The sequence below is a fragment of the Nocardioides ungokensis genome (assembly GCF_013466985.1).
In the GTDB taxonomy this organism is placed as follows: domain Bacteria; phylum Actinomycetota; class Actinomycetes; order Propionibacteriales; family Nocardioidaceae; genus Nocardioides; species Nocardioides ungokensis.
In genome coordinates, this window is sequence record NZ_CP059164.1 from 782,738 (window position 1) to 796,368 (window position 13,631).

The following is a 13,631-nucleotide window of genomic DNA, read 5'->3' on the forward strand; positions in this document are numbered from 1 at the left end:
CCTCAGGAGAAGGGGGCCAGCAGGGTCCGCAGCAGGGCGGCGAGCTGCTGCTGCTCGGCATGGGGGAGGTCGGCGAGGAAGGACCGCTCGGCGTCCAGCAGCGCCTCGAAGGCACCGTCCACGGCCGTCTTGCCCTCGGCGGTAAGCCGCACGATGACACCGCGCCGGTCCTCGGGATCGGGGTGCCGCTCGACGAACCCACGCGCCGCCAGCCGGTCGACGCGGTTGGTCATGGTGCCGCTGGTCACCAGCGTCTCGCGCAGCAGCCGGCCGGGGGAGAGCTCGTACGGCGCCCCGCGCGGCGCAGGGCGGCGAGCACGTCGAACTCCCAGGACTCGATGCCGTGGGTGGTGAACGCCTGGCGCCTGGCCAGGTCGAGGTGTCGCGCCAGGCGGGAGATCCGGCTGAAGACGGCGACCGGGGCCAGGTCGAGGTCGGCACGCTGGCGCGCCCAGGCGTCCACCAGCTCGTCGACCTCGTCCCTCATGGCACCAGTCTACCCGGATCGGTCGAGAATCTTGACATCGAGACAAAGTTCTTCCAAGATCCAGTTATCTTGACATCAAGAGATCGTGGACGAGGAGCCTTCATGACGCACCGCTGGGACCCGGACCGCTACCTGACGTACGCCGACGAGCGCGGGCGGCCGTTCGTCGAGCTGCTCGCCCGGGTCGGGGCGGAGCGGCCCGCGTCGGTGGTCGACCTCGGCTGCGGTCCCGGCAACCTGACCAGCCTGCTGGCCGACCGGTGGCCCGCCGCCGAGGTCGTCGGGCTCGACTCCAGCCCCGAGATGGTCGAGCGGGCCCGGGCCGCCGACGACCGGATCGCCTTCGACGTCGCCGACCTGCGGGACTGGGCGGCCGCCACGGACGACACCGGGGTCGACGTGCTGGTCTCCAACGCCACCCTGCAGTGGGTGCCCGGACACCTGGACCTGCTGCCGGCCCTGGTCGGACGGGTCCGGCCCGGAGGGTGGCTGGCCTTCCAGGTCCCCGGCAACTTCGACGAGCCCAGCCACACGATCCGCCGCGACCTGGCCGCGGAGGCGGCGTACGCCCAGCACACCCTCGGCGTGGCCGTCCCGTCCAGCCACGACCCGGCGGCCTACCTGGATCGGCTGACCGCCCTCGGCTGCACGGTCGACGCGTGGGAGACGACCTACCTCCACGTGCTGACCGGCGAGGACCCCGTCTTCACCTGGGTCTCCGGCACCGGCGCCCGCCCCACCCAGCAGGCCCTGCCCGACGACCTCCGGGCCGACTTCGAGGCAGAGTTCAAGCGCCGCCTGCGCGCGGCGTACCCCCAACACGACCACGGCGTGGTGCTGCCGTTCCGGCGCATCTTCGTCGTGGCCCGGCGATCCGACAGCGAGGAGTGACCATGAGGCTGCACCACGTCCAGGTGGCCTGTCCGCCCGGTGGCGAGGACGATGCCCGCAGGTTCTACGCCGACGGCCTCGGGATGACCGAGGTCGAGAAGCCGGCCGACCTGCGGGGCCGCGGCGGCGCGTGGTTCCGCTCGTACGACGCCGACCGTGCCGTCGTGGCCGAGATCCACGTGGGCGTCGAGGACCCGTTCGCCCCGGCCCGCAAGGCCCACCCGGCGTTCGTCCTCGACACCGTCGCCGACCTCGAGGCCACCGCCGAGCGACTGGTGGCCGCTGGCCACGAGGTCGACTGGAGCCAGCGGACCACCTTCGCCGGCCACCAGCGCTTCCACACCTTCGACACCCACGGCAACCGGGTCGAGGTGCTGGCCCCCGCCTGACCGAGGCGCTCGCTTGTAACGCGGTGTCCACGGACCTGGTGCGGTGCTGCAACGCCGCCCCGGTGACGTGGACACCGCGTTACATGGGATTGGTTCGGGTGCGCCGGCTCACACCCCACCAGCAGTTACTCGCCGGTAGCATCGGTGCATGAGCCAGGTCCTCACCCTGTGGAAGAAGACCAGCGCACTGCCCCAGGGCAAGCGCATCTTCTCGGTGCTGTTCGCGCAGAAGGCGCCGTACTTCGCCACCATCCGTCCCCGCTTCGTCGACATCCGGCCCAACCGCGCCGAGCTGGTGATCCCCAAGCGGCCGGGGGTGCACAACCACCTCGGCACCGTCCACGCGATCGCGCTCTGCAACGGTCTCGAGGCCGCGATGGGTGCGCTCGCCGAGGCCACGATCCCGGCCGACAAGCGGTGGATCCCGAAGGGGATGGAGGTCAGCTACACCGCCAAGGCCACCAGCGACATCACCTGCGTGGCCGAGACCGACCCCGAGCAGTGGACCTCCGAGGCGCTTCCCGACTCCGGCGGCGACCTCCCGGTCCGCGTGCGCGGCGTCCGCGACGACGGAACCGTCGTCATCGAGGGCGTCATCCGGCTCTGGGTCACCCCGCGCACCTAGCCGACGTCGACGGTTTTCGCGGGCCCGAGCCCCCGCCGTACCCTTGACCGGTCATGAGCAACGCAGCGCGCACGTACGAGGTCCGCACCTACGGGTGCCAGATGAACGTCCACGACTCCGAGCGCCTGACCGGGCTGCTGGAGGATGCGGGCTACGCGGCCGCGCCGGAGGGTGCGCAGGCCGACGTCGTCGTGTTCAACACCTGCGCGGTGCGCGAGAACGCCGACAACAAGCTCTACGGCAACCTCGGCCACCTCGCGCCGGTGAAGGCCGCCCATCCCGGCATGCAGATCGCCGTCGGCGGCTGCCTGGCCCAGAAGGACCGCGCCACGATCACCCAGAAGGCGCCGTGGGTCGACGTCGTCTTCGGCACCCACAACATCGGCTCGCTGCCGGTGCTGCTCGAGCGTGCCCGGGTCCAGGAGGAGGCTCAGGTCGAGATCCTTGAGTCCCTCGACGTCTTCCCCTCGACGCTGCCGACCAAGCGCGAGTCGGCGTACGCCGCGTGGGTGTCGATCTCGGTCGGGTGCAACAACACCTGCACGTTCTGCATCGTCCCGAGCCTGCGCGGCAAGGAGAAGGACCGGCGTCCCGGCGAGATCCTGGCCGAGATCGAGGCGCTGGTGGCCGAGGGAGTCTCCGAGGTGACCCTGCTCGGGCAGAACGTCAACGCGTACGGCGTGGAGTTCGGCGACCGCCAGGCCTTCTCCAAGTTGCTGCGGGCCTGCGGCGACATCGCGGGTCTCGAGCGGGTCCGCTTCACCTCCCCGCACCCGGCGGAGTTCACCGACGACGTCATCGAGGCGATGGCCGAGACGCCCAACGTGATGCCCTCGCTGCACATGCCGCTGCAGTCCGGGTCGGACAAGGTGCTGCGCGACATGCGCCGCTCCTACCGGCAGAGCAAGTACCTGGGGATCATCGAGCGAGTGCGCGCGGCGATGCCGGACGCGGCGATCACGACCGACATCATCGTCGGCTTCCCGGGGGAGACCGAGGAGGACTTCCAGGCGACCCTGGACGTCGCCCGTGCGGCACGGTTCTCCGGTGCCTTCACGTTCCAGTACTCCAAGCGCCCGGGCACCCCGGCCGCCGTGCTCGACGACCAGATCTCCCCGGCGGTCGTGAAGGACCGCTACGAGCGGCTGGTCGTACTGGTCAACGACATCGCCTGGGAGGAGAACAAGGCGCTGGTCGGCCGCACCGTCGAGCTGATGGTCGCCGAGGGCGAGGGGCGCAAGGACGCCGCCACCCACCGCCTGTCCGGCCGCGCCCCCGACAACCGGCTCGTGCACTTCGCCGCCGACTTCTCGCAGGTGGAGGGTGCCGAGGGCGTCCGGCCCGGTGACATGGTCACGGTCACGCTGACCTACGCCGCCCCGCACCACCTGGTCGCCGACGGCCCGGTGCTGGGCGTACGCCGCACCCGTTCCGGCGACGCCTGGGAGGCCCGCCAGGCCCAGCCGGCCGCCTCGGGGGTCGTGCTCGGGATGCCGACCCTGGGCGTGCCCGCGCCGCTGCCGGACGCGCCCGCCTGTCGCTGAGCTCACCCCCGCTGCCACCACTGCGGCAAGTCGGCCAGTGAGTCGAGGACCGCGTCGGGAGACACCTCGCCCTCGAGGTCGGAGGGCGAGAACTTGCCGGTCCGGACGAGCACGCCGCGCAGCCCGGCCCGCTGCGCCCCGCCGACGTCGACCCGGACGTCGTCACCGACCATGACGACCCGGTCGGGGGAGAGGCCGAGCGCAGCGACCGCGGCGTCGTAGAACGCCCGGTCCGGCTTGCCCAGGACGACCGCCTCCCGGTCGGCGGCGAACTCCAGCGCCCTCACGAACGCGCCCGCGTCGAGCCGGAGCCCGTCCGGGGCGCGCCAGTAGCGGGTCATCCCGAGGGCGAGCAGGGGTGGCCGCGTGGGCTGCACGAGGAGCCGGAAGGCGCGGTTGAGGGTCGCGAAGTCCCAGCCCTCGCCGAGGTCGCCCACCACGACGGCGCCCGCCTCGCCCTCCGCGCCGGCGGGAAGCGGGTGGAGGTCGGCAAGCTCCGTCGCCGTGGCGGGCGGGACGAAGAGCGCCGGACGATCGATCCGGTGACGCCGCATCCAGGCCAGCGCCGCCACGGCGGGGGTGAGCACCTGGTCGGCCGTGGCGGGGATGCCCAGGCCGTCGAGCTTCGCGACGATCTCCCGCCGGGGGTGGGAGGTGGTGTTGGTCAGGTAGCGGAACGGGATCCGCTCCCGGCCGAGCCACGCCACCGCCTCCGCGGCGCCCGGCACCGGCTCGTCGCCGACGTAGACGACCCCGTCGAGGTCCAGCAGGACTCCCCGAGCGGGGGGCGTGTCGCCGGCCACGTGCTCAGGCGCACGACCCGGCACGGGCAGCCCGGTCGCGTACCTTGGTGAAGGCTTCCAGTTGGGCGACGCCTCGATGCCAGTTCCTCAGCCACATCGTGGTGGCCTGCTGGGGCGTGATCTGGCCGGCGCGCAGCATGTTCATGTCCATGATGTGGTGCTTCCACGTGGTGATTGCGACCCTGCCGGCCTCGATCGCCCGAGCCCGTGCCTGCACCCCGGCGACGCACGCGGCAAGCGGGTGGCCCCGTGTGCTGGTGTTCCGTGCGCAGTCGGGCGCGGCGGCGGCGTACCTCCCGGCCGCGTCCTCGAACGTCGCCACCCGCGCCGCAGCGCCCAGCCGGGTGCGGTTCCAAAATGCCTGGGCCTGGGCCAGGGTGATCTGACCGGCCACCAGCCTGTTCATCGCGTCGACGTGGATGCGCCACTGCTCCAGGGACCGCCCGGCTGCGTCCAGGGCGGCCGACTGGGCTCTCCACACAGACCGGCACGCGCGCAGCTGACGCGCCTGTGCGGCTGCCGAGGCGGAAGCGGCTGCGGCGCCGCTCGTGCGTGTGGCCGGGTGGTCATCCGGTCGCGCGTCGACCCACCGGATGCCGAACGCGAGCGAGAGCACCACGAGAACCGCGACGGCGGCTCCCGCCCAGTGATGCGGCCTGACCTTCTGGTGACGACCGTGCATGGCATTCCCTGCCTGCCGACCCGCCCGGACCCGACGGTCCGGTCGGGGGTTGTCCCCACGCTACGCCGGATCGAGCCTCGCCGACCGCACGGAATCGTGCGCGGAGGCCCCGAGATCGCCGTCTCCGGGGCCCGGAGTGTCCGTTCGGAGACCCGGAGGGGTGAATTTATTTCGCAATTCGGCGATTCGCCTGCGAAAACGGCGCGCGTAGGTGAAAAGTGCAAGCCGTTGTCTCGGTCCCTATCTCCTCTATCTCGTGGAGTCCGCATGTACAAATTCCGTAGATCACTAGGGGCCATCACCGCCGGCAGTGCCGGCCTCGTGATGACCCTGTCCGCAGGACTGGCAGGCACTGCCGTCGCCGCACCCGCACCGGGTGACGATGCCCCCACGAAGCTGACTCCGAAGGGCGAGATCGCCGAGGAGTTCCACGGTGACGAGGGGGAGCAGGGCACCGCCAAGCTGCGCGACGCCTACTACTGGAGCCGGCTGCTGTCCGGCGACGACCCGATCGACCTGGGCCAGGCCGCGCGCCTGCGGCTCAAGGCCGCCCGCGCCTCCAACGGCATCAAGGCCAGCGCCTCCCGCGCCGCGGCCAACGGTGCGGGTGGCGGCGGCACCTGGACCAACCAGGGCCCCGACCCGCTCGTCCAGGTGGTGCGCACCAGCAACACCTTCGCCGCGATGGCCGGCCGCGTCGGCGCGCTCGCCATCCGCAAGGACGGCACCCTCCTCGTCGGCGGCGCCCAGGGCGGCGCGTGTGGACCTACGACTCGAGCGACGGCCCCGACGGCACGTGGATCCCGCGGACCCAGGACACCGACACCCAGTCCGTCGGTTCGCTGGCCGTGGCGCCGAGCAACGACAACGTCGTCTACATGGGTTCCGGTGAGGGCAGCCTCGCCGGCGACAGCTACTACGGCGACGGCATCTACCGCTCCGCCGACGGCGGCGTGAGCTGGAAGCACGTCTCGACCAAGTTCACCGGGCAGTCGGTCACCGACATCGTCGTGGACCCGACCCGGGCCAACACGCTCTTCGCCTCCACGGTCCGCGGCCGCGGTGGCTCGCACCGCACCTCGGCCCCCACCGACGAGAAGTACGGCGTCTGGGGCTCGACCGACGGCGGCAAGACCTGGACGCTGCTCAAGGGCACGAAGAACCAGCTCCACGGCGCCACCGACCTGGTCATGGACCCCCAGAACCCGAAGGTCCTGTGGGCGTCGTTCTGGGGCAAGGGCATCTACCGCTCCACCAACTCGGGCCAGACCTGGACCAGCGCGCTGGGCGACCTGCCCGACGGCCAGTTCAGCGCCGGCGGCACCCGCTTCTCGCTGGGCCTCTCGCACCCCGCCGACGACGCCAAGGCGACGGTCTACGCCGGGTTCGACTACTACGACGCCCAGGACGCCTACCACCCCGCCCAGATCTGGAAGACCACCGACGACGGTGCCCACTGGGCGCTGGCAACCGGGTCCACGACGGGTTCCGACTCGGTCGTCGACTACTGCGGCACGCAGTGCTTCTACGACAACGAGGTCAAGCCCGACCCGAACAACTCCGACATCGTCTACGCCGAGGGCTCCTACGGCTACGACAACAGCCCCCAGTCCGGCGGCATCTACCGCTCGACCGACGGCGGCCAGACCTGGCAGAGCCTGGGCTACGACCTGCACCCCGACTTCCACGCGATCGCGTTCGAGCCGGACGACACCTCGCACATCGCGATCGGCAACGACGGCGGTGTCTGGCAGTCGTTCAACCGTGGTGGCCGCACCGGCGCCGGCGACACCCTCGCCGACACCGACTGGCAGAACCTCAACGGCACCGTGGACCCCAACACCGGCGCCATGATCCACTCCACCAACCTGACCATCGGCCAGTTCGTCTCCATGCAGACGGTGCCGCAGGCGCCGGGTCAGTACTGGGGCGGCACGCAGGACAACGGCACGCTGCGCAAGTCCACCGCCAACGACCGCTGGTTCGACCAGTCGAGCGGTGACGGCGGCTACGTCCAGGTCGACCAGTCCACCAAGAACCCCAACGCGCCGAGCTCCTTCCCGGCGTACGTCTTCGGTGAGTACTACGGCATCTCGCCGTTCCGCTTCAACCCCAACCAGGTGGCGACGGTCTTCGGCAACGAGCCGATCGACGGCGGCATCAACACCAAGGACCGCTCGGAGTTCTACGTCCCGATCACGCTGAACCAGGGCAACACCAACCAGATGTTCCTGGGCACCTACCGCGTCTACCGCACCGACAACGCCGAGGCCACGAACGCGGCCGACGTGACCTGGAAGCCCATCTCGGGTGACCTGACCAGCGGCTGCGAGGGCTCGGCCCCGAACGGTGCGCGCGCCTGCGTGCTCTCGTCCATCGGTGTCTCCGACAGCGGCACCGGCGTCTACGCCGGCACCGACGAGGGCTGGATCCAGGTCAGCCCCGACGCGACGATCAACGACAACCCGACGTGGACCCGGGTCGGCGCCAACGTGCTGCCGAACCGCCCCGTCGACCAGATCGCCGTGGACCGGTCCAACTGGCGCATCGCCTACGCCGGCTTCGCCGGGTTCAACAAGGCCACGCCGACCACTCCGGGCCACCTGTTCGCCACCACCGACGGTGGCCAGCACTGGAAGAACGTCACGGCGAACCTGCCCGACGTCCCGGTCGACACGGTCGTCATCGACCCGTCGAACAACAAGACCGTGTACGTCGGCACCGACGTCGGGCCGTTCATGACCACCAACGGCGGCATGAGCTGGACCCGTCTCGGCACCGGCATGCCGAAGGTGGCCGTGTGGCAGATGGACTACGACCCGAGCCACGGCGTGCTCGCCGCCGGCACCCACGGTCGTGGCGCCTACACCATGCAGAACCGCGGCCCGCTGCCGGCGCTCGTGGTGTCGAAGCACGACGCCCAGGAGAAGATCGGCCCCGGCAAGACGATCCACTACACGATCACGGTCAAGAACATCGGCAACGCCGACGCGACCGGGGTCACCGTCACCGACCCGCTGCCGCAGTACACCCACTCGGTGAACATCGGCCAGGGCGGTCACTTCGGTGCCGGTGAGGCGCAGTGGACCAACCAGACGGTGCCGGCCGGGGGATCCCTTCCCCTGACCTTCTCGGTCCGCGTGGTCAACAACCTGCCGGCCACGGTCGAGCAGATCGTCAACGACGGCATCACGGTCACCTCCAACGAGGGACCGGGGGCGACGGGCAGCCCGTTCGTCACCCCGATCGCCGACCAGTACGCCGCCTCGATCACCCCGGCGCACAACACCCAGGGTGCCAAGGTCGGTGAGCAGACGACGTTCCACGAGACGATCCACAACGACGGGTACGCCGACGACAGCTACGACGTGTCGGTCTCCGGCAACCAGTGGCCGGCAACCGTCTACGCGGCCAACTGCACGACGCCGCTGGCGACCACCGGCACCGTGACCGGCGGCGGCTCCACCGACGTGTGCGTCAAGGTCGACGTGCCGGCCGGTGCCGCCAACGACGCCACGGACGACGCCACGTTGACAGCGACGTCCAACGGCGCCCCGAGCGTCTCGGCGACGGCGACCCTGACGTCCATCGCGGTCGTCCGGGCAACGCGCTGGTGGTCGACGAGGACACCAACGACCCGGTGGACTCGCAGCCCTACTACACCGACGCGCTGGACGCGAACAACATCGCCTACAGCGTGTGGGACCTCGCGGACGAGCCGAACCTGCCGCAGTCCTACCTGACGGCCCACACCCAGGTCGTCTGGTTCACCGGCAACAGCTACCCGGCACCGCTGGGTGGCTACGAGGGCGAGCTCAAGGCGTTCCTCGACAACGGTGGCAGCCTGTTCCTGTCGGGCCAGGACATCCTGGACCAGGCCGCGGGCAAGACGACCTTCGTCCAGAACTACCTGCACGTCACCTGGGACGGCTCGGAGGCCCAGAACGACAAGGCCACCCAGGCCGTGCACGGCGTCACCGGCAACCCGGTGACGGACGGCATCGGGGCGGTCCCGCTCGACCACTCGGTCCTCAAGGCGAACTTCGAGGACCAGATCACGCCGAACGGTGGCGCCACCGCTGCGTTCACCGATGACGGGAGCAACCCTGACGCGCTGACCTTCTCGGGCAGCGGGTACAAGGTGGTCTTCGCGGCCTTCCCGTTCGAGGCCTACGGCACGGCCTCGGACAAGGCGGACCTGATGAGCCGGACGTTCAGCTTCTTCGGCTGAGCCACCGGCTCCGGAACCACGGCGAGCCCCCGTCGCGCAGTGCGCGGCGGGGGCTCGTCGTACCCGGGTGGCTGGAAGGTCGTGCCTGGGTGAACCCTGGCGGGTCCCGCTCCGTGTTAGGGGAAAGTGCTCCCCCCAACCGAGGTGAAAGAAGGCACCGTCATGAAGCTCCTCGTCCAGGCCACCGCCACCGCCCTCGGCACCGCGACCCTGGTCCTCACCGGGGTCGGCGCCGCCCACGCCACCGACCCCTCGCCGACAACCGGCCAGCCGAACCAGAGCTGCGAGGACAGCACCACCCGTCCCGGCAACGCGATGTCGGCGCCCGGCTCGGCGTTCAACCCCGACGGGCACGCCGGCACCGTCTACGCGGGGACGCAGCCGCAGAACTCCAAGAACCCGAAGTCGGTCTCCCAGTACGACGTCGCCTGCTTCCAGGTGTCGCGGTGAGGGTGACCCGCTGACTCAGGGCTCCCCGCCGAGCTAGAACGTCGTGCGCCCGACCTGGTGGTAGGACCGCCACGAGTCGACGGGCCCGCGCCCGTGCAGCGCGTGCTCGCCGACCATCCGGTACTTGTAGATCGCCGGGTTGTGCGACGCGACGACGCGCGCGTTGCGCCAGTGCCGGTCCAGCGCGCGGTCGCGGTACGTCGCGGACGCCCCGCCGACCTCGAACGTCCGGGTCGCGGCCTACAGGGTGACGTCGAGCACCGTGACCTGGGCCTGGTAGACGGTGTCCTCCGCCGCGTCGAGCACGTCGCGCACCACGCCCTGTCCGGGAACGTTGGTCGCGACCACGCCGTCGAGGGCGTGCGCGCGGCCGCGGTGAGGAGGGTGCGCGCGGTGAAGGCGTCGCTGGCGACCCGGCCGATGACCTCCAGCACCTGCGGGTCATCATCTCGGTCGGCCTGCCCCCGCTGCTGGCCGTCTGGTTCGTCCAGATCGGCGACGGCAGCCCGTGGCGGCTGTGCCTCTACCTCGACGTGTTCGCCGTGCTCTCGGTCACGGCCGCTCTGGCGGCGCGCGACGGGGCGACCACCCGGGGTTTGGGGGGTGCCCGCCGGGGGTAGTGATGCCAGCACGGGGGACATGTCACCACTCACGGCGAGGAGTCCCGAGGTGTCGACGAGCACCCCACGAGAAGCGTCCATGGCAGCCGTCTACGCGGCGCTCAACCCCTACAGCTGGCGGAGCTTCACTCCCGATCTGGTGGCCCGACGAGTCGTGGCCGCGACGGACCGGCAGGCCCTGACCGACCTGCTGCAGACCGTCCCCGGCGCGTCCGTGGGCACCTGGGACGAGCTGCCGGAGCCGGCGGACCCCCGGGACCCGCGCGTGGCCGCTCTGGTCCGGTTCATGGAGGACCACCCGTGGAACCAGCTCCGGCTGCACACCCTGTGCCGCCTCATGGTGCGGGTCCTGCGCGAGGCGGCCTGAGGCCTCCGGGGGTCGTCGACCGCGACCGGGTCAGCCGCGGCGGACCTTGTCGCTCCAGGTGCCGAAGCCGTGGCTGTCCGTCCCGGCGTCGTCGATGTAGCTGTGGGTCGTGGTGTCGTCGGAGACGTTGCTGACCGAGAACTCCGCGACCTCGACCCACGTCGGCTTGCCCACGCAGGAGCGGGGGATCGAGATCTCGACCGTGTTGGCCGTGTAGTCGATGGCGTGGCTGAGACCGGCGCAGTCGATCTGCTGACCCGAGTGGTTGGTGTAGAGGGCCGCCTGTCCCTTCCACTTGCCGTTGGCGTCGACGTTGGCCACGACCTTCGGACCGTGGTCGAACCGGAGCCGGTCGACCAGCCCGTACCCCGCGTCCTTGGCCTTGAGGTCGTCGAAGGTGGCGGTGATGGTGATCTTGTTCGCCGAGTGCTTGACGACCGTCTTGGTGATGTCGGTGTTCAGCTTGCTGCCGGCCGCGAGCCAGTCGTCGGACTGGGTGTCGGGGTTGTAGACGTTCTCCCACGTGTCGGCGGTGGAGTCGTCGATCGTGAGGCTCCGGGCCGAGGCTGCCGCCGCCGGCGCGAGCACGGCGCCGAGGATCGCGGTGGTGAGCAGGGCAGCCTTGAGCGGTCGTGCGGTCATGTGGGTCCCCTTGTGAGCGGCGCCCCTGATGGGCGTCGGCGCACCGAGCCTAGGCGCGGAATCCCTGCTCCGTGGCACAACGCTGAAAGCGCGACCCCGGGTCGGCGTCACATCCCGTGGTCGCGCAGCGGGCCGACGTCCCGGGCGTCGACGCCCCAGCGCTCGAGCAGGGTCTCGCTGGCCCGCAGCGTGCCCTTCCACGACCCGACCGCGGAGGTCCGGTCGGTGTCGTGCAGCAGGACGGTCCCGCCCGGCGCGAGGGTGCGGTCGACCGTCTCCACGATGCGCCGAGGCGTGGCCCGGGCCTCCCAGTCACGGCCCCAGGCCGACCACAGGACGGTGCGCAGCCCGGCGGCGCGGGCCGCGACCAGGGCGGGAGTGCTGAGGACGCCGTACGGCGGGCGGTACCACGCGGCCCGCCGACCGGTGACCCGTGCGATGACCTCCACCGTCTCCTGGAGCTCCCCGGCGAGGACGGCCGGGCTCTTGAGCAGGACGCAGGTGTGGTCCCACCCGTGCACGGCGAGCTCGTGGCCGCGGGCCGCCATCTCGGCGACGAGCGCGGGGTGTCGCGCGACGTGCTCGCCGAGCAGGAAGAACGTGGCGAGGCGCCCGTGGCGCTCCAGCAGGTCGAGGAACAGCGGCGTGGACACCGGGTCAGGACCGTCGTCGTAGGTGAGCGCGAGGTGGGGGGCGTCGCTGATCCCGGCGAGTCGCGGAGCCAGCCGCCGGCGGGCCGGACCGACGGAGGCGAGGGCGGGAGCGGCGACGGCTATCGCCGTCGCCCCGAGCGAGAGGCCGGCCGCGCGGACCCCGGACGTCGCCGCCGTCAACGCAGTCACGCCGGGACCGCCGTCGGCGCCAGGGTCAGGGCACCGACGAGGGTCTGCGCCGGACGGGTGGCGAGCGGACGCGGCCAGGCGCCGGCGAACGCCCGGGACAGCAGGGTGGAGAGAGCCACGACGTCCCGCGCCCAGGGCACCAGCCCGGCCTCCTCGAGCGCGGCGGCGTTGGTGAGTCCGTGACCGGGGATGCAGCGGTAGGTCAGGACGGGGACGCCGGTGGCGAGCGCCTCGAGGGAGGTGAACCCGCCGGCGTTCTGGACCACGCAGTCCGAGGCCTGCATCAGCCCGGCCAGGTCGCTGCGCCAGCCCAGGGCGACCACCCCGTCGAGGCGCGCGAGCCGGGCGCGCAGCGCCTCGTTGCGCCCGCACAGGACGACCGGCACCGCCAGGCCGCTCGCCGCGATGTCGGCGGCGGTCGCGGCCAGGTCACCGATCCCGAGCGAGCCGCCCACGACGAGGGCGATGCGGGAGTCGGGCTCGAGGCCCCAGGCGACCCGGTAGTCGGCACGGTCGGCGAGCCCGGCAGGCACGGCGTACGGCACGAGCGGCTCGATGACCGTCGCCCGGCCGCCCCACTCGCGAGCCTGGCGCGCGGCCACCTCGTGGAGGGCGAGGTGGAGATCGACACCGCGGTGCACCCACAGGGAGTGCACGGACAGGTCGGTCAGGTAGGTCACGACCGGCGTCGTCAGCCGCTCCCCGGCCCGCAGCCGGCCCAGCGCCTGGCTCGCGAAGGGGTGGGTGGAGACGATCAGGTCTGCCCCGGCCGTGGCGGAGAGCAGCCGGCGAGCCGTCATGCCGAGGGCACGGGTGGCGGCTCGGTGGAGCGTGCTCCCCGGCTCCAGGTGCCGCAGGAGCAGGCCCCAGGACCGGGGGCTCACCTCGAGCTGCTTGAGGTACGCCGATCGCAGCAGCCGCCCGATCCGGGCCGGGAAGAGGTCGACGATGTCCCACGCGCGCACGAGGTGGCCCTGCTCGGTGAGCCGGATCGCGATCTCCCGCGCGGCGGCGTCGTGTCCGGCGCCGAAGCTTCCCGACACCACGTGTACCTCGGC

Annotated in this window: 14 protein-coding genes and 2 pseudogenes; 9 read left to right on the forward strand and 7 right to left on the reverse strand. The window is 71.6% G+C overall.

Going from position 1 to position 13,631, the window contains the following annotated elements; all coding sequences use genetic code 11:
* Positions 1-2 precede the first annotated feature (2 nt).
* Positions 3-487: pseudogene (locus H0S67_RS03920) on the reverse strand (MarR family winged helix-turn-helix transcriptional regulator).
* Between the two features lie 102 nt (positions 488-589).
* Here H0S67_RS03920 and H0S67_RS03925 point away from each other — a divergent pair.
* The 4 genes from H0S67_RS03925 (at position 590) to miaB (ending at position 3,936) form a co-directional block, all read left to right on the forward strand.
* Positions 590-1,378 carry a trans-aconitate 2-methyltransferase gene (locus tag H0S67_RS03925; protein ID WP_180935516.1) on the forward strand — a complete coding sequence of 263 codons (789 nt, stop codon included), beginning with the start codon at positions 590-592 and terminating at the stop codon, positions 1,376-1,378.
* 2 nt (positions 1,379-1,380) lie between these two features.
* Entirely contained in the window at positions 1,381-1,767 is a 387-nt protein-coding gene (locus H0S67_RS03930) for a VOC family protein (RefSeq protein WP_180935517.1), read from the forward strand.
* A 148-nt stretch (positions 1,768-1,915) separates the two neighbouring features.
* A complete protein-coding gene (locus H0S67_RS03935; protein ID WP_180935518.1) occupies positions 1,916-2,392 on the forward strand; it encodes a hotdog fold domain-containing protein in 477 nt (158 codons plus the stop codon).
* Positions 2,393-2,445: 53 nt separating this feature from the next.
* Positions 2,446-3,936: a tRNA (N6-isopentenyl adenosine(37)-C2)-methylthiotransferase MiaB gene (gene miaB, locus H0S67_RS03940; RefSeq protein ID WP_180935519.1), complete on the forward strand. Its 1,491-nt coding sequence runs from the start codon at positions 2,446-2,448 to the stop codon at positions 3,934-3,936.
* A gap of 2 nt (positions 3,937-3,938) precedes the next feature.
* Here the strand turns inward: miaB and H0S67_RS03945 are convergent, their stop codons facing one another.
* Positions 3,939-4,739, reverse strand: a complete 801-nt coding sequence (locus tag H0S67_RS03945; protein ID WP_180935520.1) for a TIGR01458 family HAD-type hydrolase — start codon at positions 4,737-4,739, stop codon at positions 3,939-3,941.
* Between the two features lie 4 nt (positions 4,740-4,743).
* Positions 4,744-5,220, reverse strand: coding sequence for a hypothetical protein (locus H0S67_RS03950; protein WP_180935521.1), 477 nt, complete (start codon positions 5,218-5,220; stop codon positions 4,744-4,746).
* Positions 5,221-5,688: 468 nt separating this feature from the next.
* Here H0S67_RS03950 and H0S67_RS03955 point away from each other — a divergent pair, with 468 nt between their 5' ends.
* The 4 genes from H0S67_RS03955 to H0S67_RS03970 all read left to right on the forward strand — a co-directional run bounded on the left by H0S67_RS03955 (position 5,689) and on the right by H0S67_RS03970 (position 10,102).
* Positions 5,689-6,378 carry a hypothetical protein gene (locus tag H0S67_RS03955; RefSeq protein ID WP_180935522.1) on the forward strand — a complete coding sequence of 230 codons (690 nt, stop codon included), beginning with the start codon at positions 5,689-5,691 and terminating at the stop codon, positions 6,376-6,378.
* Positions 6,300-9,164: a VPS10 domain-containing protein gene (locus tag H0S67_RS03960; RefSeq protein ID WP_180935523.1), complete on the forward strand. Its 2,865-nt coding sequence runs from the start codon at positions 6,300-6,302 to the stop codon at positions 9,162-9,164. Before H0S67_RS03955 ends, H0S67_RS03960 begins: the two co-directional genes overlap by 79 nt.
* Positions 9,062-9,652 (forward strand): hypothetical protein, encoded by a 591-nt coding sequence (locus tag H0S67_RS03965; RefSeq protein WP_180935524.1) that lies wholly within the window; start codon positions 9,062-9,064, stop codon positions 9,650-9,652. The genes H0S67_RS03960 and H0S67_RS03965 overlap by 103 nt, the downstream gene beginning before the upstream one ends.
* A 162-nt stretch (positions 9,653-9,814) precedes the next feature.
* Positions 9,815-10,102: an adenylate cyclase gene (locus H0S67_RS03970; protein WP_180935525.1), complete on the forward strand. Its 288-nt coding sequence runs from the start codon at positions 9,815-9,817 to the stop codon at positions 10,100-10,102.
* Positions 10,103-10,135: 33 nt separating this feature from the next.
* On the opposite strand, the pseudogene H0S67_RS27790 reads toward H0S67_RS03970, so the two are convergent.
* Positions 10,136-10,327, reverse strand: a pseudogene (locus tag H0S67_RS27790) (hypothetical protein); the annotation flags it as partial.
* 474 nt (positions 10,328-10,801) lie between these two features.
* Here H0S67_RS27790 and H0S67_RS03980 point away from each other — a divergent pair.
* Complete coding sequence (locus H0S67_RS03980) at positions 10,802-11,089, forward strand: hypothetical protein (RefSeq protein WP_180935526.1); 288 nt, start codon at positions 10,802-10,804, stop codon at positions 11,087-11,089.
* A 30-nt stretch (positions 11,090-11,119) separates the two neighbouring features.
* Here H0S67_RS03980 and H0S67_RS03985 read toward each other — a convergent pair whose 3' ends face one another.
* The 3 genes from H0S67_RS03985 to H0S67_RS03995 all read right to left on the reverse strand — a co-directional run bounded on the left by H0S67_RS03985 (position 11,120) and on the right by H0S67_RS03995 (position 13,616).
* Positions 11,120-11,731 (reverse strand): hypothetical protein, encoded by a 612-nt coding sequence (locus tag H0S67_RS03985; RefSeq protein WP_180935527.1) that lies wholly within the window; start codon positions 11,729-11,731, stop codon positions 11,120-11,122.
* A 107-nt stretch (positions 11,732-11,838) separates the two neighbouring features.
* The gene (locus H0S67_RS03990) at positions 11,839-12,573 is read right to left on the reverse strand and encodes a polysaccharide deacetylase family protein (protein WP_246355106.1); all 735 of its coding nucleotides are present in this window, start codon (positions 12,571-12,573) and stop codon (positions 11,839-11,841) included.
* Complete coding sequence (locus tag H0S67_RS03995) at positions 12,570-13,616, reverse strand: MGDG synthase family glycosyltransferase (RefSeq protein ID WP_180935528.1); 1,047 nt, start codon at positions 13,614-13,616, stop codon at positions 12,570-12,572. The genes H0S67_RS03990 and H0S67_RS03995 overlap by 4 nt, the downstream gene beginning before the upstream one ends.
* Positions 13,617-13,631 lie beyond the last annotated feature (15 nt).

Excerpts from the sequence above, each read along its gene's own strand:
- H0S67_RS03925 (WP_180935516.1), top strand. The coding sequence starts at position 590 with ATGACGCACCGCTGGGACCCGGACCGCTACCTGACGTACGCCGACGAG.
- H0S67_RS03930 (WP_180935517.1), top strand. The coding sequence starts at position 1,381 with ATGAGGCTGCACCACGTCCAGGTGGCCTGTCCGCCCGGTGGCGAGGAC.
- H0S67_RS03935 (WP_180935518.1), top strand. The coding sequence starts at position 1,916 with ATGAGCCAGGTCCTCACCCTGTGGAAGAAGACCAGCGCACTGCCCCAG.
- miaB (WP_180935519.1), top strand. The coding sequence starts at position 2,446 with ATGAGCAACGCAGCGCGCACGTACGAGGTCCGCACCTACGGGTGCCAG.
- H0S67_RS03955 (WP_180935522.1), top strand. The coding sequence starts at position 5,689 with ATGTACAAATTCCGTAGATCACTAGGGGCCATCACCGCCGGCAGTGCC.
- H0S67_RS03960 (WP_180935523.1), top strand. The coding sequence starts at position 6,300 with ATGGGTTCCGGTGAGGGCAGCCTCGCCGGCGACAGCTACTACGGCGAC.
- H0S67_RS03970 (WP_180935525.1), top strand. The coding sequence starts at position 9,815 with ATGAAGCTCCTCGTCCAGGCCACCGCCACCGCCCTCGGCACCGCGACC.
- H0S67_RS03980 (WP_180935526.1), top strand. The coding sequence starts at position 10,802 with ATGGCAGCCGTCTACGCGGCGCTCAACCCCTACAGCTGGCGGAGCTTC.
- H0S67_RS03985 (WP_180935527.1), bottom strand. The coding sequence starts at position 11,731 with ATGACCGCACGACCGCTCAAGGCTGCCCTGCTCACCACCGCGATCCTC.